Genomic DNA, 24,577 nt, shown 5'->3' with positions numbered 1-24,577 from the left:
CAAAAAAACGCCGACCCTTTGTAGGAGCGAGCTTGCTCGCGATGGTCGTTAACGACGACGCGTGTTTTCTGGCTGAACGCGGCGCTCTTGGGTCCATCGCGAGCTCGCTCCTACATATCAGGCGGGCGCAGTTTGCAGTGATCGATTCAAGCGCTTGTTTAACTCCAGCCATGCCCCCAGCAACGCCATCAACCCTGCACCCACCAGCGCGGTAAAGACCTGCATGGCGAAGGCGTCATCGGTCAAGGCGTTGACCATGTCCGCCAATGGCGCCAGCAGCACGCCCAGGCAGAAAATCTCCAGCGAGAAACGGCCCATGCGGCAACTTTGCTGAGCGAACCAGTTTTGTGTCCATCCGCTGTCGGGTATCAGTTTCGCCGTGACGTAGGCCAGTGCGAGAAAATGCAACAGGCGCACGGGGGACAGGTTGGTCTTGCTGATGGGGTACAGGGCGTTTTGCAGGCTCGCCGGCACCACGGCATCGTGTATGTCCGGCCAACGCCACAGGACGGTCAACGCACCGGCGACCACGACATACAGCGCCGCACTCACAAACAACGGCTGGCGCAGCAATGGGCGGGTTTCGGGCGGTCGCGGGCGCTGGCTGTGAATCGCGGCGGCACCGCCGAGCACGAACAGCAACTGCCAGGCGACAGGATTGAAATACCACACTCCGTCCTTGATGGCCGCCAGGTTCCAGCCAGCCAGTGGCACCATCAAATACAGTGCCAGGGACATCGTGACCGCCACCCAGGCCTTGCGCACCAACATCGGCAGCACCAGCGGCAAGCCCGCCAACAGCACGATGTACAGCGGCAACGGGTCCATCAGGTTCGGCTTGAAGCGCAACAGCAGTTCATCGATCAGGGCCTGCTGAGGGTTGCTGATGAAATGATGCATGCCCATTTCCTCCACCAGATCCCGTGTTTCCACGTGACTGTTGGCGAAAAACACAATGCCCATCAGCATCGCCAGAAGGAAGATATGCACCACATAGAGCACCCACGCGCGGCGCAGGATTTTCACGCAGGCGATCAGGAAACCGTCTCGGGCCAGGACTTTGCCGTAGGCCAGCACAGCCGCGAAACCTGCCAGAAACACGAAAACCTCGGCCGCATCGCTGAAACCGAAATTACGCAGGGTGATTTGCCCCAAAGGGTTGTGGGGCACGTGATCCCAAAAGATGAAGATCAGTGCCAGACCACGAAAAAAGTCGATCCGGTGATCGCGTGCTAACGTCATGACGGCAGGCTCGTAACAGCGAGTGAAAACGGGATTGGCCGCGGGTGCAAAAGGCCGCAGGTCCAACCGGCGGCGCGCAGGGTGGACTGATTCGCGGGCAATTGCAAAACCGGGATATTACCGGATGTCTCGAGTGTTGCTCCAAGACTCAGCCGCTGGTCTGAAAGGCCCGTCAATCTGCGATTTCTGACAGCAGACGGACTCAAATACTTATGGGTGCAACGTTCTTAAAGCGGGAGCCTCGCATGAGACTGTTGTGGAAAGGGCTGTCCAGTTACACGGTGATCGGGGTCGCCAACACCCTGATTCACTGGCAGATCTTTTTCCTGTTGAGCGTGGCGGCCGGCCTCAGCCAGGCGATCAGCAACCTGACCGCCTTCTGCGTGGCGGCGTCGTTTTCCTTCTACATGAATGCGCAATTCACTTTCGCCGCCAGTGCCACGGTCGCGGGGTATCTGCTGTTTCTCCTCGGCATGGGGGCATTGAGCCTGGGGATCGGCCATCTGGGCGATGTCTGGCAATTGCACGGTTTGCTCACCGTGGTCGTGTTTTCGGCGTTGAGCCTGGTGTTCGGTTTCCTTTATTCCAAATACGTGGTGTTTCGCGAGCGTGATCAATGAAAATCTCGCTCATTGTCCCGGTGTTCAACGAAGAACAATCGATCAACCTGTTTTACCAGGCCGTGCGCCGCGAGCTGCTGCTGGGGGGCGCCGAGGTCGAAATCGTGTTCATCAACGACGGCAGCTCCGACCGCACGGCCGAGCAGGCTACGGCACTGGCGCAGGCGGATGATCAGGTCATGCTGATCAATTTCTCGCGTAACTTCGGTAAGGAACCGGCACTGTTTGCCGGCCTGGAGCACGCCAGCGGCGATGCCGTGATCCCCATGGATGTCGACCTGCAGGACCCGATCAGTGTCGTCCCGTTACTGGTCGAACAATGGCAGAAGGGCGCCGATGTGGTACTCGCCAAGCGCCGCAACCGGGACGTCGACGGCTACCTCAGGCGTCACAGCGCGTCGATTTTCTACCACGTGCTCAATCGCATCGCCTACACCCGCATCGAGGAAAACGTTGGCGACTTCCGGCTGATGGATCGCAAGGTGGTCGACGTGATCCGTTCCCTGCCCGAGCACCAGTTGTTCATGAAAGGCGTGTTGTCGTGGGCCGGGTTCAACACCGTGGTGGTGGAGTTCGAGCGGGCCGGGCGCGTGGCGGGGAGCAGCAAGTTCAATGGCTGGAAGCTGTGGAACCTGGCACTGGAAGGCGTGACCTCGTTCAGCACCGTGCCGCTGCGCTTGTGGACTTATGTCGGTGGCAGTATTTCGATTTTCGCGGTGCTGTACGCGGTGTACATGGTGCTGGACAAGATTTTCTTCGGCAACAGCGTCCCCGGCTATCCGTCGCTGATGACTGCCATCCTGTTTCTCGGCGGCGTGCAATTGATCGGCATCGGCATCCTCGGCGAGTACATCGGTCGCATCTATATCGAGGCCAAGCACCGGCCGCGCTACGTGATCAAGGACATCGTCGGCGGTAAAGCCCGGGGCGGGCGCTAGCATGGGCCGGTTCAGCGACTTCTTCGTTCGCGAGCTCAGCCGGCATCAGGTCTGGCGGTTTTTTCTGTTCGCGACCTTCTTGTATGTCCTGCCGTTGATCCTCGCCGATTTTCCCTACATCGATGACAACTGGCGCTCGCTGTCGGCGGGCATGGCCTGGTCCGAGCAGGGGCGACTGTTCACCCAGCTGTTCTACAACGTGCTGACCTTCACCCATGCCGCGCCGAACATTTTTCCCTTGCCCTTGTTGATCGCCACGCTGGCCATGGCGTCGGCGCTGACCAGCCTGACGTTCCATTATTTCCGCCAACCCAGCGTTGCTTGCTGCCTGGTGCTGTTGCCGCTCTGGTACAACCCGTTTTTCCTGCAAAACCTGTCTTATCAATACGACGGTCCCGCCACGACCCTGAGCCTGGTGGCGGTGATCTACGCGATCACTTTTCGCCACCCCTGGCGCGGCGTGCAATGGCTGGTGCCGTCGTTCCTGATTGCCTTGGCGCTGGGACTGTATCAAGTCAGCCTGAATGTGTTCCTGGGCCTGTGTTGCCTGGAATTGCTCAGGGCCGCCAACGATCAAACAACCCCGGTGCCCTGGCGCGACCTGCTGGGCTGGAAAACCGCCCAGCTCTTGCTCGGTGGATTGATCTACAGCATCAGTGCTTATCCGTTCATGGGCTCCAATCGCACATCACTGCTCAATTGGACGGCCCATCCCTTGATGCAGATCCAGATCAACATTGCCCGGGTCCTGGAAAAAGTCGTGCTGCTGTTCCATGGCGGATGGCTTTGGGTGTTCGGCGGGTTGTCATTGTTTGCGCTAGCCGGGGCGGTGCGGTTGGGGCTGAACGTAGCTGCGCGCCAGGACAGCGGACCGAAGAAACTGTTGATCAGCCTGGTGTGTTTGCTGACATTACCGGTGGTGACACTGCTGGTGTCCGGTGTGACGTTGTTTTTCCGCGACTTCAACGAAGGCGCCCGTACCTTGATGGGCTTCGCTGTGCTATTGGTGATGTTGCTCTATTTGAGTCATCTGGCGCTGGCGTCGATCCATGAGCGATTGCCACTGTTGTTGATCATTCCGCTGCTGGCGATGCTGTCGTTGTCGTTCGCCTATGGCCGGGTGCTGACAATGCAGAAAACCTTCGCGTCCATGGCGTTGACCAGCCTTGAGTACGACATCGCCAGTCGTCAGGCGCTGCGCGAGGCAAAACGTATTTACCTGTCGGTGACTTACTCCGACTACTGGTTAACGGCGGCAGCCGGCTCGTTCAAGCAGATGCCGGTGCTGCATTACCTGCTCAATACCGACTTTTACATGCTGGCCGAGAATCTGCCGAAAGCCGGCATCACCAACGTGGTGGCGGAACAGGAGCGGCGCAATGCGACGCGGGTCGGCTATCAGGGTTATCCGGCGTTGGTCGAAAGCCAGTTCTACCGGATATACCTGATCGGCGATTACGGTTTTATCGTGATGAAGGAGCCGACCCCGACCAAAACGCTGCGCTGGTGATGCGCGATTCTGACCGGGACGGCGAGGTCATGCTGCCGCTATTTCATGGGGCTCGAAACTGTCGGCCCGGGCCATCTGCCACATCCGTGAGTAGAACTCACCGTTCACTTCACCGGTCAGCAACTCGCCGGGCTTGAGGAACACGTGCAACTGCGAGAACAGCTTGATCTCGGTCGCCGACATGCGCCGTACCAGGTGCTTGGCCGACAGTTGCGACGGATGTTCGAGGCCGGCCGCGGCAAGCATTTCCGCCAGGGCCTTGAGGGTGTTGCGGTGGAAATTGAATACGCGCTGGGCTTTGTCCGGTACCACCAGCGCACGCTGGCGCAGGGTGTCCTGAGTGGCGACGCCGGTCGGGCATTTATTGGTATGGCAGCTCTGCGACTGGATGCAGCCGATGGCGAACATGAAGCCGCGCGCCGAGTTGGCCCAGTCGGCGCCGATGGCCAACACGCTGGCGATGTCGAAGGCGCTGACGATCTTGCCGCTGGCGCCGAGTTTGATCTTGTCCCGCAGGTTCAGGCCCACCAGGGTGTTGTGGACGAATAGCAGGCCCTCGCGCATCGGCACGCCGATGTGGTCGGTGAACTCCACAGGCGCTGCGCCAGTGCCGCCTTCCTTGCCATCGACGACGATGAAGTCCGGCAGGATGCCCGTCTCCAGCATGGCCTTGGCGATGCCCATGAACTCCCACGGATGGCCGAGACAGAACTTGAAGCCCACCGGTTTGCCACCGGACAACTCACGCAGTTGGGCGATGAAATGCATCATTTCGATCGGCGTGGAAAACGCCGTGTGGCGCGACGGTGACACGCAGTCCTCGCCCATCAGGATGCCGCGGGTTTCGGCGATTTCCCGGGTGACCTTGTGCTTGGGCAGGATGCCGCCATGGCCGGGTTTGGCGCCCTGGCTCATCTTGATTTCGATCATCCGCACTTGCGGCGTCCGGGCTTGCGCCGCGAAGCGCTCCGGGTCGAAGCGACCGTCGCTGGTGCGGCAGCCGAAATAGCCGCTGCCCAGTTCCCAGGTCAGGTCGCCGCCGTGCTCGCGGTGATAGGGGCTGATGCTGCCTTCGCCGGTGTCATGGGCGAAGTTGCCGAGCTTGGCGCCCTGGTTCAACGCGCGGATCGCATTGGCGCTGAGGGAGCCGAAGCTCATGGCCGAGATGTTGAACACCGACGCCGAATACGGCTGGGTGCACTGCGGACCGCCGACGGTGACGCGGAAACTGCTCGGGTCACTCAACGGCGCCGGGCGCATGGAATGGCCGATGAATTCGAAACCCGACTGATACACGTCAATCAGCGTGCCGAACGGTTTGTCGGCGGTTTCGTTCTTGGCCCGGGAATAGACCAGCGAACGCTGGGCCCGGGAGAAGGGCAGGGCGTCGCTGTCGGATTCGAGCAGGTACTGGCGGATTTCCGGGCGGATGCCTTCGACCAGATAACGGATATTGCCGAGGATCGGGTAATTACGCCGCACAGCATGCGGACTTTGCAGAAGATCGAACAGGCCGATCAGACTGAGGACGGCGGTGACAGCAGTAATCGGCCAGAGCCAGTCGTATTCAAGGAAGGGCAGGCTGGCGAGGGTGAAGATCACGCAGACGGCAAAGAAGGCGTAGCGGCTCAGGAGTGACAGGCTCATACGGTTTCCTTGGGTTCGGACTCAATGAATTTGGCTATGCACAGATCAATGTGGGAGCGGGCTTGCTCGCGAAAGCGGTGTGTCAGCCAACATAAATGCTGTATGAAATACCGCCTTCGCGAGCAAGCCCGCTCCCACAGAAAAGCAGGGCGTTCCACAGGCTAGTCAGGCATTTTGTGCCTGGAGAAAAATCGAAAACAGCTCGGACTGGGATTTGATTCCCAGCTTGCTGTACATGTGTTTCTTATGGACTTTCACGGTTTCGACGGAGATTTCCAGCTTACGAGCGATTTCTTTACTGGAGCAACCGCTGAGCATCAAACGCCCGACATCCAGCTCCCGGGCCGTCAACTGCGCGCCTTTGAGTTGCTGCACCGACGCTTCCAGTTGCACCCGCCAGTCGGCTTGCGGCGGCGCGGGGGCCAGGGCCACGACTTCATTGATTTCATAAGGTAGACGCTGGCGTAACAACCCGAGTACCCACGGCTGGATCAGCGACAGCAAGGCGATCTGCTGGCTGCTGAAGCGCTGCGTGCTGCCCAGTGACAGGCACAGCGTGCGGTCGCCTTCGAGCTGGCAATTGAACTGGATTTCGTCGGCCACCACATTCAGACGAAAGTAGCGCTGGTAATACTCGGTCAGCTCGAAATGCTCCGGGGCCACTTCCGACAGACGATACAGCCCGGTGCGCGATTGCTCGCGGCAGGCGATGTAGAACGGGTCGAGCAGGTACAGGCCGCGCAGGTAATCCTGGAACAACTGGTCGGGGCTGCCATCTTCGCCCGGGCACTCGGCGAACACCTGCGGACGCTGGTCGGCGCTGAAAAGCAGGGCCACCCAACTGTCGAAAGTCACGTATTGATCCAGCAAACGCACAAGCTGGGTCCAGAAATTGGGCTTGTCCAGGGCGTCGATCAGTTGCCCCACCGAACGGTGCCAGGCGATGTCGTCCAACGAGAGTGTCATGCATCTACCCCTATCGTGTTACCCCAGCGGCGTGATTCCCCGCCCGGTTGCTTGCTGCGCATACTGGCGCACAGACACCGACCGGGCAATCTTTCTGCCGCCCGGCCCATGACAAGGAATATCCATGAAGGTCGAACTCGCCCAATTGGCAGGTCGTGACAACGACACGGCTTACAACCTCGAACGCACCCTGGCGGCCATTGCCGCATGCGGCGCCGACACGCAGCTGATCATGTTCCCTGAGGGCCACTTGATGGGCTTCCCTTCGGCCGAGTCCGTGGCCGAGGTGGCCGAGCCGCTGGACGGACCCTCCGTCAGTGCAGTGATCGCCGCCGCTCGCCAGCACAATATCGCCGTGGCCATCGGCATGGCCGAAAACGACAACGGCCGTTTCTACAACACCACGCTGCTGATCACCCCCGAAGGCATCTCCCTGAAATACCGCAAGACTCACCTGTGGGCCTCGGATCGCGGCGTCTATGAGGCGGGTGATCGCTACGCCACCTGCCTGTGGAACGGTGTGCGCGTGGGCCTGCTGATTTGCTACGACATCGAGTTCCCGGAAAGCGCCCGTGCCTTGGCGCAACTCGGCGCCGAGTTGCTGATCGTCACCAACGGCAACATGGACCCCTACGGCCCCACCCACCGCACCGCGATCATGGCCCGCGCCCAGGAAAACCAGGCGTTTGCGCTGATGGTCAACCGGGTGGAAGAGGGTGATGGTGGCTTGCTCTTTGCCGGTGGCAGTGCGCTGGTCGATCCGTTGGGCACTTTGTTGTTTGAAGCCGGACGCGAGGAAGGGCAGTTCGCGGTCGAGCTGGACCTGAACCTGTTGACGGCGGCGCGCCAGGATTATCGCTACCTGGATGACCAGCGGCTGAAGTTGCCGGGGGAGAGGGTTGAGCATGCTTGTGGGTTGCGCGAGCTGCTGATTCCTGTGCGTTGATCCGGATTTTGTGTTGACCGGGCTGACGCCTTCGCGAGCAAGCCCGCTCCCACATTGGTCTTGTGAACGCCCGAGATCCCCTGTGGGAGCGGGCTTGCTCGCGAAGAGGCCGGCACAAACAACACGCATGCTCGACCCTTGACCCAAGAACAATAACGCAACACCCGAATATCCTGCGCCGAACTCGGCTCTGCCATAAATCCAATAAAATCCGGAGTAGTCGCTCATGGCTCGTTTGCAACGCACCCTGTCACTGGGGTCGGTGGTGCTGTTTGGCATCGCCTACATGACGCCGATCATTGTGCTCGGCACCTTTGGCATCCTCGCTCAATCCACCGCCGGCATGGTGCCGGCCGCTTACCTGGCGGCGTTGGTGGCCATGTTCTTCACCGCCATGAGTTACGGCCGCATGGCCTCGGCGTTCCCGGTGGCCGGCTCGGCCTACAGCTATGTGCGCAAGGCCATCAGCCCCAAGCTCGGCTTCATCGCCGGTTGGGCGGTGCTGCTCGACTACCTGTTTTTGCCCATGGCGATCTGGCTGATCGGCGCGGCCTACCTCAACTCCGCCTTCCCGGCGGTGCCGCAGTGGATCTGGGTGTTGGCGTTCATCGGCATCACCAGCGCGATCAACATCATCGGCCTGAAACTGGCCAACGGCATCAATGCCTTGCTGATGCTGGTGCAGTTCCTGGTGCTGATCGCCTTTGTCGCGCTGTGCGTGCACTACGTCGGCGGTGACGCCAGCACGCCGTTGTGGTCGATCAAACCGTTCTTCAACGGCGATATGCAGATGCCCTTGATCATGAGCGGCGCGGCCATTGCCTGTTATTCGTTCCTCGGTTTCGACGCGGTCAGCACCCTGACCGAAGAAACCCGCGATCCACGCCGCACCATTCCCCGGGCGATCATGCTGATCACACTGATCGGTGGCCTGATTTTCGTCGGCGTGTCGTATTTCGTGCAGATCGCTCATCCGTCCTTCCAGTTCGATAACGTCGACTCGGCGGCCTATGAAATTGCCCGCAACGTCGGTGGCGACCTGTTCGTCTCGATCTTCCTGATCGGCCTGATCGTCGGCCAGTTCGCGTCGGGGCTGTCGGCGCAGGCCAGCGGCTCGCGCCTGCTATACGCCATGGGCCGTGACGGTGTGCTGCCGAAATCGTTCTTCGGAACCTTGCACGAACGTTTCGGCACGCCGATCAACAGCATCCTGCTGTGCGCGGTCGTGGCCTTGCTGGCGCTGAAACTGGACGTGACCACCTCGACCTCTTTCATCAACTTCGGCGCGTTCCTGGCATTCAGCCTGGTGAACCTGTCGGTGATCTTCCATTACTGGATCGGTGGCGAGAAAAAAGGCCTGCGCGAGTTCGTACTGTTCCTGCTGTTCCCGTTCATCGGCCTGGCGGCGGATTTGTGGCTGATGGTCAGCCTCGATCATTTGGCGGTTTACCTGGGCCTGAGCTGGCTGGCGATTGGCGTGATGTACCTGGCGGTGTTGACCGGTGGTTTCCGTCGCCAGCCGCCGGAAATGGATTTCCAGGAAGCTGCATAGAGGAAACTGTAGGAGCGAGCTTGCTCGCGAAAAACCTGAGAGCACCGATGGGCATCTGGTTTTACGCGTTTTCGTTCACGACCATCGCGAGCAAGCTCGCTCCTACAGGGCGGACATGTGATCCTTGGCGCTTTTGAGTTGAAGGCCTTTGTTCATGACGACGTTTTCTGCCCAGCCCGCTGGACTTATCCACATCGCCGCCGCCCTGTTGATCGGCCCTGATGGCCGCACCTTGCTGGTGCGCAAGCGCGGCACCACGGCCTTCATGCAACCGGGCGGCAAGATCGAGCCCCATGAACTGCCGGTTCACGCCTTGGCCCGGGAGCTGGAAGAAGAACTTGGGCTGGACATCGACCCGGCGCAGGCTGTTTACCTCGGTCACTTCTCGGCTCCGGCCGCCAACGAACCGGGGTTTGTCGTACACGCCGAGCTCTTTCAGCTGAATATTCATTGCGACGTCACTCCGGCGGCGGAGATCGAAGAAGTGCTCTGGATCGACCCGGCCACCGATGGCGGTGTCAGCCTGGCGCCATTGACACGGGACCTGATCTTGCCGTTTTATCGAGCATCGCTGACCGCGATCGCCTGATCATTACGCAAAGGACTTCGCCCATGATCCCGCTTCAAGACTTGCTGATTTTTGCTGCTGCCGCGTTGCTGATGGTGCTGACGCCGGGGCCGAACATGATCTACCTGATTTCTCGCTCGATCTGCCAGGGACGCAAGGCCGGGGTGATTTCGTTGCTGGGGGTGGCCGCCGGATTCTTCGTGCACCTGTTTGCTGCGGCCGCCGGTTTGACGGCAGTGTTTTTGGCGGTGCCGATGGCCTATGAGGTGTTGAAGTGGGCCGGTGCGCTGTACCTGTTGTGGCTGGCCTGGCAGGCGGTCAAACCCGGTGCGCGCTCGCCGTTCGAGGCACAGCAGTTGCCCCCGGACTCGTCACGCAAACTGATCACCATGGGTTTTCTGACCAGTGCCCTGAACCCGAAGATCGCAGTGTTCTATCTGTCGGTGTTTCCGCAGTTCATCACGCCGGAGCACGGCTCGGTGTTCAGCCAGAGCATCATCCTCGGCCTGACCCAGATCAGCGTCAGTTTTTGCGTCAACCTGATGATCGCCATGTTTGCCGCGGGCATTGCCTCATGGTTCGTCAACAATCCGACCTGGCTGGCGATGCAACGCTATTTCATGGGCTTCGTATTGTCGGGGCTGGCGGTGCGGCTGATGCTTGAGCAAAAACGGATGGCCTGAGCATGTGGATCGAGCGACTGGATGCCAGCCATGCCCTGGACTATCGGGCACTGATGCTCGAAGCCTATGACCTGCACCCGCAAGCCTTCACCTCGAGTGTGCGCGAGCGGGCGGCGATGCCACTGGGCTGGTGGGAGTCGCGCCTGACCGGCAAGCTCGATGTGGTGTTCGGTGCGTTCGAGGAGGGCAAGTTGGCGGGCATTGTCGGGCTGGCGTTCGAACCTCGGGAAAAGGTCCGGCACAAGGCGACGTTGTTCGGCATGTACGTGTCCGCCAACGTTCGCCAGCGTGGACTCGGTTTTCATTTGGTGCAGGCTGTTCTGGCCGAAGCGCGGTCCCATCAGGAACTGCGATTGATCAAATTGACCGTCACCGCCGGCAACGATGCCGCGTTCAACCTGTACCAGCGCTGCGGCTTCATCCAGTTTGGCCTGGAGCCGATGGCTGTGCGGGTGGGCGAGGATTACTTCGACAAGATCCACATGTGGCGCGAGATCTAACCATCACATGGATCCCCTGTAGGAGCGAGCTCGCTCGCGATGGTCATCAAAGATAACGCTGGAAGCCTGACACCCCGTGTTGCTCTCAGGTTTATCGCGAGCAAGCTCACTCCTACAGATGGATGTGTTGTTCTAGCGAACGGCGCTAACCCCATCCAGCGTCGAAAACGACGTGTCCTTGGCCGTCAGCAAAAAGTCGCGCATATACGGTGCATCCAGCATGTCGGCGCGGATCGCCGCATACAGCGTCGCAAACAAGCCCTTTTCGCCCAATCGCTTGGCCTTCACATAACCCCGGGAGCTGTACTCGTGCAGCGCCCAATGGGGCATGCCACATACACCACGACCGCTGGCTACCAGCTGCATCATCATCACCGTCAGTTCCGAGGTGCGCACCTGGGCCGGTTCGATGTCGGCGGGTTCGAGGAAGCGGGTGAAGATGTCCAGCCGGTCCCGTTCAACCGGGTAGGTGATCAGGGTTTCCGGGAGCAGGTCTTCGGGGACGATATAGGCCTTGCCGGCCAGGCGGTGCTGGTTGGCCACCGCCAGCATCGCTTCATAGGTGAACAGCGGTACATAGGTGATCCCGGCCAGGTCCACCGGGTCGGAAGTCACCACCAGGTCCAGGTCGCCACGGGCCAGCGCCGGCAACGGGGCGAAGGAGAAACCCGAGGCCAGGTCCAGTTCGACTTCCGGCCAGGCATCACGGAACTGGTCGATGGTCGGCATCAGCCACTGGAAGCAACTGTGGCATTCGATGGCCATATGCAGGCGCCCGGCGGTGCCACCGGCCAGACGACTGATGTCGCGCTCGGCGGCACGCAGCAGCGGCAGGGTGGCGTCAGCCAGTTGCAGCAGACGCAAACCGGCGCTGGTGAAACGCACCGGTTTGGTCTTGCGCACGAATAACGGCATGCCCATGCGCTCTTCCAGCTCCTTGAACTGGTGGGACAGGGCCGACTGCGTCAGGTGCAGGCGGTCGGCCGCATCCACCAGGCTGTCGGCTTCGCGCAAGGCGTGCAGGGTCTTCAGGTGACGGATTTCAAGCACCGGGGGCTCCATGAGGAAAACTTGTCGATAAACCGAAAAGGTTGAGTTTGTCTCATGTTGATGCCGCTGTCGACCATAAGCACGGCGGAGCACATTGCGTGCTCCGCCGTTATTGCTTCACAGTGCGGAAAAGTGCTTGTTGCCTAGCGGTTTACCGATGTCGCCGCGCCAGATCGACTCGACCGCGGCACCGCTGCTGGCCGTCGCCTCCTGCCATTTCAAACCGAGGTTGCGCTGTGCGGGCAATTTCAGGTGGCCTTTGACGAAGTCGCTGAATTGCGACGTCGCCGAAGTGTAGTGAAAGTGCGCATACCATAGCGTTCGCGCCGATTCACCGGTCAGGTCGCGTACCTCGTACTCCTGCAGGAAATCCCGGCGGCCATCCGCGCGTTTGCCCAGGTCCCGCAGGCCGCCTTCCTTGCGGATATCCACCACCTTCTGCTCCAGCAGATAGTCCAGATAGCCCTCGGTAGGCGTGGCGCTTTTAAGGGTTTGATCGATACGCAGGGTGCGTGCGGCCCGCGTCAATTCATCTGCACGGTTGCGCAATTGCACGACCATCGGCGCAGACGGCGAGAGCTGTTCGATGGCCTGGGCTCGAAGCCTCAACTCCGCGGCTTCGCTGATCAGCATGTGTTCAAGGTCGACCGGCGACATGTCCTGAGTTGCGTAGCTCTGGACCTTGGCCTTGTAGGTGTCCACCGCATCGAGTCGACGGCGGGCATCGGTCAGCAATGAATCCAGGTCCCTTTGAATGTTTTGAGCTAGTTGCTCCACAGGATTGGCCAGGCGGAATTTGCCATGGATATCCTGCTCCCAGACTTCGTTGGTTGCGCCTTGGCCGGTCAGGGTGTATCGCCGCGTTTGAGTGGTCGGTTCCCAGTGCTCGACGCCGATCAGTAGCTGATCGTCATCGGTAATGAAGATTTTCTTGTTGCCATGCCCCGGAGCGGAGGCCAGTGTCGGTTCCTGAATGCCCTTGCGCGCCCGCTCGGCCATCCTTTCGATGCCCTCCATCAAGGGAGCGACCCATTCCAGGTGAAAGTGCTGTGGATAACTGGCGGTCCAGATTTTCATGTCGCGGCGAAACTGACCGTACGCCTCGAGGCAGTCGCGCAGTATTTGAGTACGTTGCGCCTTGGTCGCGGAGACTTCGGACAGGCTGTATTGAGTGAACAGCGCACGATCCACCCTGGCCCGCAGGTTCCGGGACTGCTGTTGCAGATAGAGCCACGAGACATCACTGGCCGTATCGAAACGCTTGATCACTTCCAGGAGGTGCCCGGTTTTCAGGTAAAGCTTGTTGGCCTCGCTCAGGCGTCCTGCGAGCATTCTGACGGTGGGCGTCAATTGTCTCTTGTGTGCGGCGACGGTCATGCGCTCGTACCACAGATTGAAATCGCGATGGATGACATCGATGGCATCCAGTTCGCGGACGAAGTCCACGCGCACCTTTCTGATGTGCTCGAGAACGCGCAGGCGCGCGGCGAGGTCATCGTGTGGCATCCGGTCCAGGCGGAGGATGAGGGCGTCGCTCAGATCCAGCAAGTTGACCGCGCGATGATTGGCAAAGTACAGGCGCTGCTGGTGTCGGTCAGCCAGAATCAGCGCGTCATTGCTCTGCATCTCCACGAGGGCACGCCTTTTATTGCCTTGGGTCAGAGGCAATAGATCAACCAGTGTCCGGTAATGCCTGGAGGCCATTTCAATGTCGGTGATGCAGGACGTTTCGGCGGCCTGTCTGAGGGCCGCACGATTCTCGAGGGTGCTGCCGTTGTAATTTTGCAGCACGGTATTGGTCCGTGACACTTGGGCATCGAGTTGCGGTGCCAGGTTGTCGGCAGCCTCAGTCAATGCGTGTTGCCGACGAAAACGCTGATCGGCCCACCAGCGTGGCAACCGTTCGCGAATCGCCGCTGGCCAGAGTGGATCGAGTCCGTCGGCCAGGTGACCCAGGACGGCACCGCCACCGAGCCCCCCACCTTCGAATGTCTTGCCGTGGACATGGAAGTAAGTATCCCAGTCACCCGCTTCATCAACCGCTATCGGCTGCTTGTAGGTTTTCATTCGAGTGCCGGTCAAGCGCCAGTTCCGTGAGTCGTTGCTCCACTCGATCTGGAAAATGCGACCCTGTCGAACGATGAAGTCGCCGTCTGCATGCCGATAGACATTGCGATAGATCCCGTGAGTCCCTGGCTGCAGGCCGGCAAGACTGATCAGGTTTTCGTACTCGTAACCCGCGAATCGCTCGACAACTTGCCTGGCATGACGGATGGCCCTCAAGGGACGTAGCGCCCTGGCGGCATTGCCCGTTTTTCCGAGCTGTCGTACTCGCGTCAGCGAACGAGCCGCCGTCGCCGGGCTGGAACCGGCACTGGCACCGGGAAGGATGTCCATCGCGGCGTCGATCAATGACATAAGCACCGATTCCACTTCGGCCAGACCATGACCGACATCGCCACGAAGGAAAGCGCCAACCGCCAGATTTGCGCTGCTCCAGGCGTCATACAATGCGATGGCCGTGCCCACGAAAGGCACCATGCCCAAGGCCATTTTCAGGTAGTTGTACAGAGCGCCGCACTTCAATGCGGCACGCTCAAAGTACAAGGCATCGTTGGAGCGCGATGTCGTCCGGTGCGCTTCGAGCAAACGGCCCATGTGGACATTGACCAGGTGGACCGCCAGTGAGGTGGTGGCCGGCCAGGCCATGCCCGTGCCGATCATGGCATCGAAGTTTTTCAACAACGCCTGGTTGATCCGGCTGACGTGGTGTTCAAAATTGCCATTGATTGCGCGGCCGGCCAGGTAGTTGACCATTCGTGTCTGCAGGCACAGGTTGAACAGGGCTTTGCGCGCTTCTTCAAGGGTGTCGTACTGACGTAGAAAGACACCGTCAGGGCTGTCGGGCAGGTAAAGCAGGGTCAGGCCGCTGATCTGTTCCACGATGAAGGTGACGCCGGCCAGGGGGCTCGGCCCCTGATGCGGGGTGTCCTCACCGCCCACCGTCAGGTGCGCTGGCAATAGCACGATGTGTTTGCCGTTGGCCGCATAGGCTTCACGGCTATTGGCCTCGATGGCGATCTCCAGCAACCGGTGCCCGTCGGTGGTGATCTGTCGTTGCAGCAAAGCGAACTCGCCTTGCAGTTTGAGCATCAGGCGCCACGGCTCGCTCAGGCATTCGCGACGATATTCATTGCTGAAGGTCGACGCAGCCACGCTGCCGAGGAAGGTCTCGCGGATCAGCGTTTCATAGTGTCCGGCCAGGTCAAGTTCGGTAACCAGCGCGCGCAACCACATTTGGGTGATGCCGATTTGCAACTTCTGACGTTGTGCCTCATCGGCCCCGCTCATCTCGACTCGCATGAACGTCAGGCGCAGCCACATGGCTTCATCGATATTGCTGAGTGCCAGCTCGGCGAGTGACAACTTGCTGCGTTGCTGGCTGGCAAACAGCATGTTTTGCTGAGGCGTACCTGGCGCGGCACCCTCCATGACGACTTTTTGCCAGTAGGTAGAGTCGGGCAGGTCGAGCAGCACCTCGACCTTTTCTGTGAGGCCAAACTCCAGGCTCAGCTTGATGTCGATGGCCTTTTCAGCGAAGGCTTCCCTTGGCGGCAGATCGCGTTCGAGCAGTTCATGGGAGCGCTTCATCGCCTTGATGTAGGCAGTGAACAACCCTTTGAGTCGCGAGCGCTGAGCCTCGGGCAGCGTGCCAAGCCATTGTGGCAAATTGCCCGCCAATACGCCGCTCTGGTGTTGCTCGAGCAACTGCGCGTAGGCCAGTTCCCGAGCGGCCGGGATGGGTACCGTGAGGCTGGCCAGGGCTTGCTCGCGCAGTTTTTCCAGGGCTTGGCTGCGCTGATCGGCACGTTGCGGCGCGGGATTGTCGGCAATGATTCGGACTGCCTGTTGTTGGCAGGCATAGAGCTGGTTTTGCAATGAGTATTCAATCGGATCACGGGACAGCACCGACAGGCGTAGCACCAAAGTGTTTTCGCTGGCCGTCAGTTTGAACACTGTCCTTTCCAGGGCCTGTCTAGAGTCAAAGCGTTGCAGTCCTCCAAAGTAGCCAGGCCAGTAGAGTAAAAGGCTATGGGGCGCGTCGGTCAGCAACGCGGACGGATGAGTGAAAAGCAATACGCCATCCAGTTCCTGGGGGACCGGCGTGCTGGCGCCCTCGACATCGGCCGCTACCAGCGTAACGCGGGCCACCGCCACGTCAGCTTGTTGATCCGTTTTATCCGGCGCGTCCAGGACGGTTTTGAGCCATTGATGTTCTTCGGCGCTGATCTGGTTCAGGCTCAGTTGAACATCGGCCTCGGCACGCAGGCCGGCGAGACGTGCCTGGTAAAGAGCGGTGTAGTGAGGGTTTGGCAGGTTGCGCAGTTCCAGCAGATTGAGCGGGTTGCGGGTGTCGAGTAGCGTTGACGCAGCAGTGGCGCTGGCCTGTTCGGCGGCCGTCAGTGCATCAAGTTGCTGTTTCAGCACGGACAGGAGGAAAGCATTGGACGTGTCGAACAGGCTTTCCAGTGCCGCGTGCTGCTGCGTCAGGGCGCTACGTCGCCCATTCAGGGGAATGTCGGGGTTCAACAGGCCGAACAGGGACTGGTCATCAACCTCGTTCGGGTCCGTTGGCGACAGGTCAGTGGGCTGGGCAAAAACTGCCTGGCGCTGCGACTGACTGACCTGTGCTGTGGACAAATGCGTCAACAGGAAGTCGACACTACCGGTCAGCGGGGCATTTGCCAGCACGGTGTAATCGATGCTGGCGACGCCCGGTCCGGACGAGTCAATCAGTTGTTGCTGATGCTCGATCAGCCAGCGTTGCATTTCATTGCGGTTCTGGAAGTTCACCCAGGCCACTGGCCGGGAAGGCAGATATAACATTTGCGCGACCACTTGACCGGTATCCCGGGTGATGACCAGGGCCCCGGCAAGTTCGATGCGTGTGTCATCGGCGGTCTTCAGCGTCAATCGTTCGACCTGGATCGCCGGGACCTCAGGCGTCGTTGCCGGTTTGGCGGGATCAATCAGCGTGTGCACGGACTTGATCTGCTCGACAGTCAGGCTGCCCTGGGCGAATGCCAGTTGGCTCGATGCCTCGAAATGCTGGTGATACAGCCTCATCGCCAGGGCTCTGCGTGAAACGTCGGTACCGCGAGCGCGGGTGCTCCACCAATGACCCTCGAGTATCGACTGCGGGCTCTGCGCCATGAGCTCGAGCCATTGATCGCGGTACTCATTGCAGCGCGCCGAAGCGCTCAGTATCAGGCTTTCATCCAGGCTGGACGGCAAAGTGCGCGTGAGACCGAATTCGGCCGGTAGGGGGGTGGGTTCGTCGACCATGACGATAGTTCTCCAAAGGGCCGGGCGTGTGCCGGCGTTGCCCCCATTAAAGGTTCGTCGTATCAGGGACTGGCGGTACATAGTTATCGTGCAGTGCGCTTTTGCTTCTCGACGACCGCTCGGCACCCTTCATCAAACTGTCACGGAACTGTGGCAGCGCGCTTGAACAAACTTCATCAGACTCGCGCTCTACTGGGGTTCTGCGTTTTGGTGTTTTTCCATGGGTGCTGCATTTTTTTCACGAATCGTATTTTTGGCCGCGCTGGTGTTCGGCCTGCCGTCTCTGGCGGCCTCGCGTTGTGACGTCAATGTTCCGACCGAACGGGTGGATCTGGCCCAGGTAAGCCTGGCGTACCAGAGCATCGGCCGTGCGTCGGACCCGGCTTTGCTGTTGGTGATGGGGCTGGGCGGGCAATTGATCCACTGGCCCGACGAAGTGGTGGTTGCCCTGTGCCAACAAGGTTTTCGGGTGATTCGCTATGACAATCGCGATGTCGGCCTTTCGAGCTGGCGACAGCCACCGGGCGAGGCCAACCTGACGTTCGAAGTGCTGCGCTACAAGCTCGGCTTGCCGGTGTCGGCACCGTACTCGCTGACCGACATGGCCGACGATGGCCTGGGGTTGATGGATGCCTTGCACATCGAGCAGTTCCATGTGCTCGGTGCGAGCATGGGGGGAATGATCGCCCAGCGCATGGCGGCCATGGCGCCGCAACGGGTCGAGAGCCTGACCCTGATCATGACCTCCTCAGGCGCCGAAGGCTTGCCGGCACCCAGTGCAGCGCTGGTGCAACTGCTTGCCCGTCGTGGCGCACCGAATCGCGAAGTGGCGCTGGAACAACAGGCCGACCTGCTGGAGGCGTTGGGTAGCCCGATGGTGACCGATGATCGTCAGGCGCTGCTGCATCAGGCGGCGCTGTCTTATGACCGGGCGTTCAATCCCGAAGGCGTGAAACGCCAGATCATGGCCATACTCGCCGAACCAAGCCGGGTGGCGCTGCTCAACCAGCTGCGGGTTCCGGCGCTGGTGGTGCACGGTACGGCCGATCCGCTTTTGCCGGTGATGCACGGCGTGCACCTGGCGGCGCATTTGCGTGGCAGTCAGTTGATCCTGATTCCGGGGCTGGCCCATCGCTTTCAGGAGGCGTTCAAGGCACCGCTGCTGGCGGCGGTGTTGCCGTACTTGCGGGCGCATCGTGAAGACACTTCGCACTGGGCGCAGATCGAACCGGTGGCCGACCGCAACCTCCTCTAACCCCCCAATCCAATGTGGGAGCGGCGGTGCGGCGATCCGACTTGCTCGCGAAAGCGGTGTGTCAGTCAACTCAAATGCTAACTGATACTCCCTCTTCGCGAGCAAGCCCGCTCCCACAGGGGAAGGCATTCAGCCGTGAAAGCGTAGCCATGCTGTCACCAAAGCAGTGACCGCCATTAACCACGCCAGTTTCGGGCGGCGGGGCTCGCTTAATGGCTCAGGCCGTACTTTTTCACTTTGTCGAACAGCGTGGTCTTGGCCATGCCCAGTTCCTGGCTGGCCTGGGTCAGGTTGCCGCCGCTGCGTTGCAAGGCATCGCTGAGCAGGTTGCGCTCGAACGCTTCCACCGCTTCGGCAAAGGCCAGGCCCTGATTGCCACCGCTGGCACCGGTTTTCTTGAACGCCGGCAAGCCCAGGGCAAAGCGCTCGGCAACGTTGCGCAGTTCACGTACGTTACCCGGCCAGTCGTGGCTCATCAGATTCGACACGGTCTGGTTGTCCAGTTCCGGCGCGATGCGATCGAAGCGCAGGGACGACTGCTGCAAAAAGTGTTCGAACAGTTGCAGGATGTCCTCGCGGCGCTCGCGCAGCGGCGGCAGTTCCAGGGTCACCACATTGAGTCGGTAATACAGGTCACTGCGGAATTCGCCGGCCTTGCTCGACTCGACGAGGTCGGATTTGGTCGCTGCGATGACGCGGCAATCCACCGCCACGCTCTGGTTCGAACCGAGTCGTTCGAGGGTGCGTTCCTGCAACACCCGCAGCAGCTTGATCTGCAAGGGCAGGGGCATGCTTTCCACTTCGTCGAGGAACAGCGTGCCGCCATCGGCGTGTTCGATCTTGCCGATCCGCCGTTTACCCGCGCCGGTAAAGGCGTTGGCCTCGTGGCCGAAGATTTCGCTTTCGAAGAGGTTCTCCGGCAGGCCGCCGCAGTTCAGGGCGACGAACTGCCGGGTGTGCCGCCGACTGAAATCATGCAGGCAGCGCGCAACCAATTCCTTGCCGGTACCGGTCTCGCCTTCGATCAGAACGTTGGCCGAGGTATCGGCGACGTTGGCGATCAGTTCTCGCAAGTTCTGCATGGCCGGCGAGCGTCCGATGATCCGACCTTCGAGGGAGTCGCGCTCGGCCAGTTGCCGACGCAGCGACGACACCTCTCGCGCCAGGCTGCGTTGCTCCAGGGCGCGGCGGGCGACATCCACCAGGCGCTCGGGGGAGAACGGCTTTTCCATGAAGTCGTAGGCGCCTTTCTGCATCGCGCCGACGGCCATGGAAATGTCGCCGTGCCCGGTGATCAGCACCACCGGCAGGCTCCGGTCGCGAGCCTTGAGCCGGGTCAACAGTTCCAGGCCATCGATGCCCGGCAGGCGAATGTCGCTGACGACGATGCCGGCGAAGTTTTCGCCGACCCGCTCCAGGGCTTCTTCGGCGCTGCCCACGCCAATGCAGGGAATGTCTTCCAGGGTCAGCGCCTGTTGGCAGCCGAGCAGCACATGGGGGTCGTCTTCGACGATCAATACACTAAGGTCGTTGTTCATATTGGCTCGGCGGGAGTGGGGCTTACCAACGGTAAACTGAGGACGAATGCGGTGCCACCGCTGGACGGGTGCTCGACACCCAGGTGACCGCCGGTGGCGGCGGCCAGGCTGGCGGAAAGGGTCAGGCCAAGGCCCAGGCCCTGTTCGCCGGGTTTGGTGGTGAAGAACGGCTCGAACAGGTGCTTGCGCGCTTCGGCGTCGATGCCATGGCCGTTGTCACGCACCCGCAGCCGGTACTTGCCTTCGGAAACTTCGCCTTCGAGCCACAACTCCGGCAACGGCTGTGCTTGCATCGCATCCAGGGCGTTGCCGATGAGGTTGACCAGAATCTGCTCCAGGCGGGTCTGGTCGATTTGCACCTGCACATCGGTGAAGTCGCGATGCAATTGCAGCTGAATGTTTTCCACGCGGCCACCGTGCAATTGCAAGGCCGCGTCCACCGCTTTGCCGAGGCAGGCCTGGCCCTTGTCGTCCCCGCGCCGGGCGAACGAGCGCAGGCTGGCAGTGATCCGGCCCATGCGGTCGATCAGTTCGTTGATGGTCTTGAGGTTGGTGCTGGCCACGTCTAGTTGACCGCGTTCGAGGAAGCGCACGGTATTGCCGGACAAGGTGCGCAGCGCCGCCAGCGGCTGGTTCAGTTCGTGGGCGATGCTGGTGGACATCTGGCCGATGGCCGCGAGTTTTCCGGCCTGTACCAGTTCATCCTGGGCGCGGCGCAAGGTCTCTTCGGCGAGCCGGCGTTCGCGGATCTGCCCCTTGAGCCGTTCGTTGCTGGCGCGCAGGTCGGTGGTGCGTTCGGTAATCCGACGCTCCAGCTGACTGTTGGCTTCCTGCAAGGCTTCCCGGGCCGCGAGGCGCGTGGCGATCACCTTGCGCCGCTCGTTCCAGGCGATCAACAGGAACGCCAGGAGGGCAAACGCCACGGCCACCAGAATCCCCTGGTTGATCGCTTCGCGGCGCAAGTCCTGCAGCGGCGTCAGCAAGGTGAAATTCCACGGCGTATCGCTGAGCGGCCGGGTTTGCGACAGGTAGCTGATGTTTTCTTCGTCGGACACCAGTTCGCTGTTGGCCGGGAAGGTCAGTTTTTCCACGCCTTCGGACAGGGTTTCCCGGGCCAGCGGCTGCAGTTCGTTGAGCGGGAACCAGTAGTACTGCAGGCTGCGGGCGAGTTTTTCCTTGGTTTCTTCGCTCAGCGGCACCACCGACTTCAAGCGCCGGGCCGGATCGCTGGACAGAATGATGATGCCGTTCTCGTCGCTGACGAAGGCTTCCAGGCGCGCCCGCTGCCAGCGTTCTTCCATGGCTTCCAGGCGGACTTTGACCACCGCGACGCCAATGATCTTGCCGTGTTCTTCCAGGCCATGGGCCAGGTAGTAACCGGGCTCGCCGTTGGTACTGCCGATACCATAGAAGCGCCCCGGCTGACCGCGCACGGCGTTCTGGAAATAGGCGCGGAAGGACAGGTCTTCACCCAGGTAACTGTCGACGTCGCGCCAGTTGCTGGTGGCCATGACGCGGCCGGTGGTGTCCATCACGTAGATGGCCCGACTGCGGCTGCGCCGGTTCAGGCCTTCGAGGTAAGCGTTGACTGTTTGCCGGTGTTCCGGGGTCGGGTCGGCCAGCAACTGCGAAACGCTGGTTTCGAGCTCCAGCAGGCTGGGCAGGTAGGTGTATTTGCTGATTTCGCTTTCGACGGCACGGGCGTGCAGTTCCAGCTGACGCTGGCCGTTCTCGCCAAGGCTGCGAATGCCGTAGTGCTCACTGATCCAGAAGCCGATATAGCCCAGGCCGATCATCATTGCGATGATCAGCGGCGGCAGAAACAAATGACGAACCAGACGGGGTTTCACGGCAAGTGATGGCGACGCTGCGCGATAAAGATTGGGGTCGCATTTCATCACAGATGCCTTGGGTCAACCAGCGCTGCCCGCCTCTCTGTAGGAGCGAGCATGCTCGCGATGGTCGTCAACGATGACGCGTTCATCCTGGATGTACGCGGTGTCTTTGAGTACATCGCGAGCAAGCTCGCTCCTACAGGGGAGGGGCGTACAGCCTTTAGTGCTGCAGAATCTTGTTGAGGAAGTGCTGTGTGCGCTCCGCACGGGCGTTGATGTCGCCGAAGAATTCCTCTTTCGGGCAGTCTTCGATGATCTTGCCGGCGTCCATGAAGATCACCCGATCGGCCACTTTACGGGCGAAGCCCATTTCGTGGGTCACGCACATCATGGTCATGCCTTCGTGGGCCAGTTGCACCATCACGTCCAGCACTTCGTTGACCATTTCCGGGTCCAGCGCCGAGGTCGGTTCGTCGAACAGCATGACGATCGGGTCCATCGCCAGCGCACGGGCAATCGCCACACGCTGTTGCTGACCACCGGACAGTTGGCCAGGATGCTTGTGGGCATGGGCCGAGAGACCGACACGCTCGAGCAGTTGCAGGCCCTTCCTGGTGGCTTCTTCCTTGCTGCGGCCCAGCACCTTGATCTGCGCGATGGTCAGGTTTTCGGTGATGGTCAGGTGCGGGAACAGTTCGAAGTGCTGGAACACCATGCCCACGCGCGAACGCAGTTTCGGCAGGTTGGTCTTCGGGTCGGCGATGGAGGTGCCGTCGACCACGATGTCGCCTTTCTGGAACGGTTCCAGTGCGTTGACGCACTTGATCAGGGTCGATTTGCCGGAACCGGATGGCCCGCACACCACGATCACTTCGCCTTTTTTGACCTCGGTGCTGCAATCAGTCAGTACCTGGAAGTCCCCATACCACTTGTTGATGCTTTTGATAGAGATCATACGGCGAACCTTTTTTGCAGACGCTTGACCAGCTGCGAGGCGGCAAAGCTGATGATGAAGTACACGAGACCCGCGAAGACCAGGAACTCATTGGAGCGGCCAATGATGTCGCCACTGGCGCGCGAAGCATTGAGGAAGTCCACCAGGCCGACGGCGTAGACCAGCGAGGTGTCCTGAAACAGGATGATGCTCTGTTGCAGCAACAGTGGAGTCATCTTGCGAAACGCCTGCGGCAGGATGATCAGGCGCATCATCTGGCCGTAAGTCATGCCCAGTGCCTGGGCGGCGCCCATCTGGCCCTTGGGAATCGACTGCACGCCGGCGCGGACGATTTCGCAGAAGTACGCCGCTTCGAACATCATGAACGCCACGATGCACGAGGCGAACGCGCCGATCGGGGTGTCTTCGCCGGTGATCCAGCGCAGCACGAACGGCACCGCCAGGTAGAACCAGGTGATGACCAGCAGCAACGGGATCGAACGGAAATAGTTGACGTAGGCGCCGGCGATGTTCGACAGCAGTTTGCTGTGGGACAGGCGCATCAGGGCCAGGATCGTGCCGAGGATGATCCCGCCGACCACGCCCATGATCATCAGCTTGAGGGTCATGATCATGCCGTTCCACAGGCCCGGCAGGGACGGGATGATGCCCGAGAAGTCGAATTCCATCATTTACCCCCTACGGAGATCAGGCCCGGTACGGCGACTTTCTTCTCGACCAGGCGCATCAGCAACATCAGGCTCATGTTCAGGGTGAAGTAGATCAGCGTTGCCAGGGTAAAGGCTTCGAACAGGTTGGCGGAGAACTCGGCAGTCTGTTTGGTCTGCGCGAGCAATTCCATCAAGCCGATCAGCGAGGCCACGGAGGTGTTCTTGAAAACGTTCAGGAATTCCGAGGTGAGCGGCGGAATGATGATCCGGTAGGCCTGGGGCAGCAGCACGTTCCAGTAGATCTGCGGCAGCTTGAAACCCATGGCGCGGGCCGCGGACTCCTGGCCTTTGGGCAGGGCCTGGATACCGGTGCGCACCTGTTCGCAAACCCGGGCGGTGGTGAACAGGCCCAGGCACACGACGACGCTGAGGAAGGCCGAAGTGGTCGGGTTCAGGTCCTGCTTGTACCACTCTTGCAGGTCGGCAGGCAGCAGATCGGGTACCAGGAAGTACCAGATGAACAGCTGAACCAGCAGCGGCACGTTACGGAAAAGTTCGACGTAGCAGGTGGCGATGCCCGATACGATGCGGTTCGGCACGGTGCGCATGACGCCCAGGATCGAGCCCAGTGTCAGGGCGATGATCCAGGCCGCGATGGCGATGCCGATGGTCCAGGCCAGACCGGACACGTACCAGTCGAAATAGGTCTCGCTGCCCACGCCGGTGGACTTGAAGAACACGCCCCAGTCCCAGTTGTAATTCATTAGGGTCTCCCC

At 60.6% G+C, this 24,577-nt stretch carries 19 protein-coding genes; 9 read left to right on the top strand and 10 right to left on the bottom strand.

Annotated elements, in window-relative coordinates:
- Nucleotides 1-117: 117 nt before the first annotated feature.
- On the bottom strand, nucleotides 118-1,242 hold the full coding sequence (locus ACEN8Q_RS18000; protein ID WP_413703505.1) for an OpgC family protein: 1,125 nt from the start codon (nucleotides 1,240-1,242) through the stop codon (nucleotides 118-120).
- Nucleotides 1,243-1,487: 245 nt separating this feature from the next.
- Between ACEN8Q_RS18000 and ACEN8Q_RS17995 the strand changes: the two genes are divergently transcribed.
- The 3 genes from ACEN8Q_RS17995 to ACEN8Q_RS17985 are packed head-to-tail and all read left to right on the top strand — an operon-like array spanning nucleotide 1,488 to nucleotide 4,310.
- Nucleotides 1,488-1,862 carry a GtrA family protein gene (locus ACEN8Q_RS17995; protein ID WP_413425773.1) on the top strand — a complete coding sequence of 125 codons (375 nt, stop codon included), beginning with the start codon at nucleotides 1,488-1,490 and terminating at the stop codon, nucleotides 1,860-1,862.
- Nucleotides 1,859-2,800 carry a glycosyltransferase family 2 protein gene (locus tag ACEN8Q_RS17990; RefSeq protein WP_413425770.1) on the top strand — a complete coding sequence of 314 codons (942 nt, stop codon included), beginning with the start codon at nucleotides 1,859-1,861 and terminating at the stop codon, nucleotides 2,798-2,800. Before ACEN8Q_RS17995 ends, ACEN8Q_RS17990 begins: the two co-directional genes overlap by 4 nt.
- 1 nt (nucleotide 2,801) lies before the next feature.
- Nucleotides 2,802-4,310 (top strand): glucosyltransferase domain-containing protein, encoded by a 1,509-nt coding sequence (locus ACEN8Q_RS17985; protein ID WP_413703504.1) that lies wholly within the window; start codon nucleotides 2,802-2,804, stop codon nucleotides 4,308-4,310.
- 27 nt (nucleotides 4,311-4,337) lie between these two features.
- Here ACEN8Q_RS17985 and ACEN8Q_RS17980 read toward each other — a convergent pair whose 3' ends face one another.
- Nucleotides 4,338-5,957, bottom strand: coding sequence for an FMN-binding glutamate synthase family protein (locus tag ACEN8Q_RS17980; protein ID WP_111281241.1), 1,620 nt, complete (start codon nucleotides 5,955-5,957; stop codon nucleotides 4,338-4,340).
- Between the two features lie 165 nt (nucleotides 5,958-6,122).
- The gene (locus ACEN8Q_RS17975) at nucleotides 6,123-6,923 is read right to left on the bottom strand and encodes a response regulator transcription factor (RefSeq protein ID WP_413425766.1); all 801 of its coding nucleotides are present in this window, start codon (nucleotides 6,921-6,923) and stop codon (nucleotides 6,123-6,125) included.
- A gap of 124 nt (nucleotides 6,924-7,047) precedes the next feature.
- Here ACEN8Q_RS17975 and ACEN8Q_RS17970 point away from each other — a divergent pair, with 124 nt between their 5' ends.
- The 5 genes from ACEN8Q_RS17970 (at nucleotide 7,048) to ACEN8Q_RS17950 (ending at nucleotide 11,172) form a co-directional block, all read left to right on the top strand.
- Complete coding sequence (locus tag ACEN8Q_RS17970) at nucleotides 7,048-7,869, top strand: carbon-nitrogen hydrolase family protein (RefSeq protein WP_413425764.1); 822 nt, start codon at nucleotides 7,048-7,050, stop codon at nucleotides 7,867-7,869.
- 226 nt (nucleotides 7,870-8,095) lie between these two features.
- Entirely contained in the window at nucleotides 8,096-9,421 is a 1,326-nt protein-coding gene (locus ACEN8Q_RS17965) for an APC family permease (RefSeq protein WP_413425762.1), read from the top strand.
- A 154-nt stretch (nucleotides 9,422-9,575) separates the two neighbouring features.
- On the top strand, nucleotides 9,576-10,010 hold the full coding sequence (locus ACEN8Q_RS17960; protein WP_413425760.1) for an NUDIX hydrolase: 435 nt from the start codon (nucleotides 9,576-9,578) through the stop codon (nucleotides 10,008-10,010).
- A 23-nt stretch (nucleotides 10,011-10,033) separates the two neighbouring features.
- Nucleotides 10,034-10,672 (top strand): LysE family translocator, encoded by a 639-nt coding sequence (locus ACEN8Q_RS17955; RefSeq protein ID WP_413425758.1) that lies wholly within the window; start codon nucleotides 10,034-10,036, stop codon nucleotides 10,670-10,672.
- A 2-nt stretch (nucleotides 10,673-10,674) separates the two neighbouring features.
- Nucleotides 10,675-11,172, top strand: a complete 498-nt coding sequence (locus tag ACEN8Q_RS17950; protein ID WP_413425756.1) for a GNAT family N-acetyltransferase — start codon at nucleotides 10,675-10,677, stop codon at nucleotides 11,170-11,172.
- A gap of 132 nt (nucleotides 11,173-11,304) precedes the next feature.
- Here ACEN8Q_RS17950 and metR read toward each other — a convergent pair whose 3' ends face one another.
- Nucleotides 11,305-12,222 (bottom strand): transcriptional regulator MetR, encoded by a 918-nt coding sequence (gene metR, locus ACEN8Q_RS17945; RefSeq protein WP_008021042.1) that lies wholly within the window; start codon nucleotides 12,220-12,222, stop codon nucleotides 11,305-11,307.
- A gap of 117 nt (nucleotides 12,223-12,339) precedes the next feature.
- Nucleotides 12,340-17,568 (bottom strand): dermonecrotic toxin domain-containing protein, encoded by a 5,229-nt coding sequence (locus tag ACEN8Q_RS17940; protein ID WP_413703503.1) that lies wholly within the window; start codon nucleotides 17,566-17,568, stop codon nucleotides 12,340-12,342.
- 220 nt (nucleotides 17,569-17,788) lie between these two features.
- Here ACEN8Q_RS17940 and ACEN8Q_RS17935 point away from each other — a divergent pair, with 220 nt between their 5' ends.
- Nucleotides 17,789-18,823 carry an alpha/beta fold hydrolase gene (locus tag ACEN8Q_RS17935; protein WP_413703502.1) on the top strand — a complete coding sequence of 345 codons (1,035 nt, stop codon included), beginning with the start codon at nucleotides 17,789-17,791 and terminating at the stop codon, nucleotides 18,821-18,823.
- 209 nt (nucleotides 18,824-19,032) lie between these two features.
- On the opposite strand, the gene ACEN8Q_RS17930 is transcribed toward ACEN8Q_RS17935, so the two are convergent.
- The 5 genes from ACEN8Q_RS17930 to ACEN8Q_RS17910 all read right to left on the bottom strand — a co-directional run bounded on the left by ACEN8Q_RS17930 (nucleotide 19,033) and on the right by ACEN8Q_RS17910 (nucleotide 24,565).
- Nucleotides 19,033-20,361: a sigma-54-dependent transcriptional regulator gene (locus ACEN8Q_RS17930; protein WP_413425750.1), complete on the bottom strand. Its 1,329-nt coding sequence runs from the start codon at nucleotides 20,359-20,361 to the stop codon at nucleotides 19,033-19,035.
- On the bottom strand, nucleotides 20,358-22,259 hold the full coding sequence (locus ACEN8Q_RS17925; protein WP_413425748.1) for a sensor histidine kinase: 1,902 nt from the start codon (nucleotides 22,257-22,259) through the stop codon (nucleotides 20,358-20,360). The genes ACEN8Q_RS17930 and ACEN8Q_RS17925 overlap by 4 nt, the downstream gene beginning before the upstream one ends.
- Nucleotides 22,260-22,416: 157 nt before the next feature.
- Entirely contained in the window at nucleotides 22,417-23,151 is a 735-nt protein-coding gene (locus ACEN8Q_RS17920; protein ID WP_413425745.1) for an amino acid ABC transporter ATP-binding protein, read from the bottom strand.
- Nucleotides 23,148-23,819 carry an amino acid ABC transporter permease gene (locus ACEN8Q_RS17915; RefSeq protein WP_413425743.1) on the bottom strand — a complete coding sequence of 224 codons (672 nt, stop codon included), beginning with the start codon at nucleotides 23,817-23,819 and terminating at the stop codon, nucleotides 23,148-23,150. The genes ACEN8Q_RS17920 and ACEN8Q_RS17915 overlap by 4 nt, the downstream gene beginning before the upstream one ends.
- Complete coding sequence (locus tag ACEN8Q_RS17910) at nucleotides 23,819-24,565, bottom strand: amino acid ABC transporter permease (protein ID WP_111281261.1); 747 nt, start codon at nucleotides 24,563-24,565, stop codon at nucleotides 23,819-23,821. Before ACEN8Q_RS17910 ends, ACEN8Q_RS17915 begins: the two co-directional genes overlap by 1 nt.
- Nucleotides 24,566-24,577: the final 12 nt, after the last annotated feature.

This window comes from Pseudomonas sp. Pseusp16, assembly GCF_047324915.1.
GTDB lineage: Bacteria > Pseudomonadota > Gammaproteobacteria > Pseudomonadales > Pseudomonadaceae > Aquipseudomonas > Aquipseudomonas fluorescens_CD.
The sequence above is the reverse complement of the archived record's forward strand: the minus strand, read 5'-3'. Positions and strand labels throughout refer to the sequence as shown.

Coding starts and splice junctions, on each gene's coding strand:
- ACEN8Q_RS17915 (WP_413425743.1), bottom strand. CDS start 23,819: ATGGAATTCGACTTCTCGGGCATCATCCCGTCCCTGCCGGGCCTGTGG.
- ACEN8Q_RS17985 (WP_413703504.1), top strand. CDS start 2,802: ATGGGCCGGTTCAGCGACTTCTTCGTTCGCGAGCTCAGCCGGCATCAG.
- ACEN8Q_RS17925 (WP_413425748.1), bottom strand. CDS start 22,259: ATGAAATGCGACCCCAATCTTTATCGCGCAGCGTCGCCATCACTTGCC.
- ACEN8Q_RS17990 (WP_413425770.1), top strand. CDS start 1,859: ATGAAAATCTCGCTCATTGTCCCGGTGTTCAACGAAGAACAATCGATC.
- ACEN8Q_RS17930 (WP_413425750.1), bottom strand. CDS start 20,361: ATGAACAACGACCTTAGTGTATTGATCGTCGAAGACGACCCCCATGTG.
- ACEN8Q_RS17920 (WP_413425745.1), bottom strand. CDS start 23,151: ATGATCTCTATCAAAAGCATCAACAAGTGGTATGGGGACTTCCAGGTA.
- ACEN8Q_RS17975 (WP_413425766.1), bottom strand. CDS start 6,923: ATGACACTCTCGTTGGACGACATCGCCTGGCACCGTTCGGTGGGGCAA.
- ACEN8Q_RS17995 (WP_413425773.1), top strand. CDS start 1,488: ATGAGACTGTTGTGGAAAGGGCTGTCCAGTTACACGGTGATCGGGGTC.
- ACEN8Q_RS17950 (WP_413425756.1), top strand. CDS start 10,675: ATGTGGATCGAGCGACTGGATGCCAGCCATGCCCTGGACTATCGGGCA.
- ACEN8Q_RS17965 (WP_413425762.1), top strand. CDS start 8,096: ATGGCTCGTTTGCAACGCACCCTGTCACTGGGGTCGGTGGTGCTGTTT.
- ACEN8Q_RS17980 (WP_111281241.1), bottom strand. CDS start 5,957: ATGAGCCTGTCACTCCTGAGCCGCTACGCCTTCTTTGCCGTCTGCGTG.
- ACEN8Q_RS17970 (WP_413425764.1), top strand. CDS start 7,048: ATGAAGGTCGAACTCGCCCAATTGGCAGGTCGTGACAACGACACGGCT.
- ACEN8Q_RS17940 (WP_413703503.1), bottom strand. CDS start 17,568: ATGGTCGACGAACCCACCCCCCTACCGGCCGAATTCGGTCTCACGCGC.
- ACEN8Q_RS17960 (WP_413425760.1), top strand. CDS start 9,576: ATGACGACGTTTTCTGCCCAGCCCGCTGGACTTATCCACATCGCCGCC.
- ACEN8Q_RS17910 (WP_111281261.1), bottom strand. CDS start 24,565: ATGAATTACAACTGGGACTGGGGCGTGTTCTTCAAGTCCACCGGCGTG.
- ACEN8Q_RS17935 (WP_413703502.1), top strand. CDS start 17,789: ATGGGTGCTGCATTTTTTTCACGAATCGTATTTTTGGCCGCGCTGGTG.
- ACEN8Q_RS17955 (WP_413425758.1), top strand. CDS start 10,034: ATGATCCCGCTTCAAGACTTGCTGATTTTTGCTGCTGCCGCGTTGCTG.
- ACEN8Q_RS18000 (WP_413703505.1), bottom strand. CDS start 1,242: ATGACGTTAGCACGCGATCACCGGATCGACTTTTTTCGTGGTCTGGCA.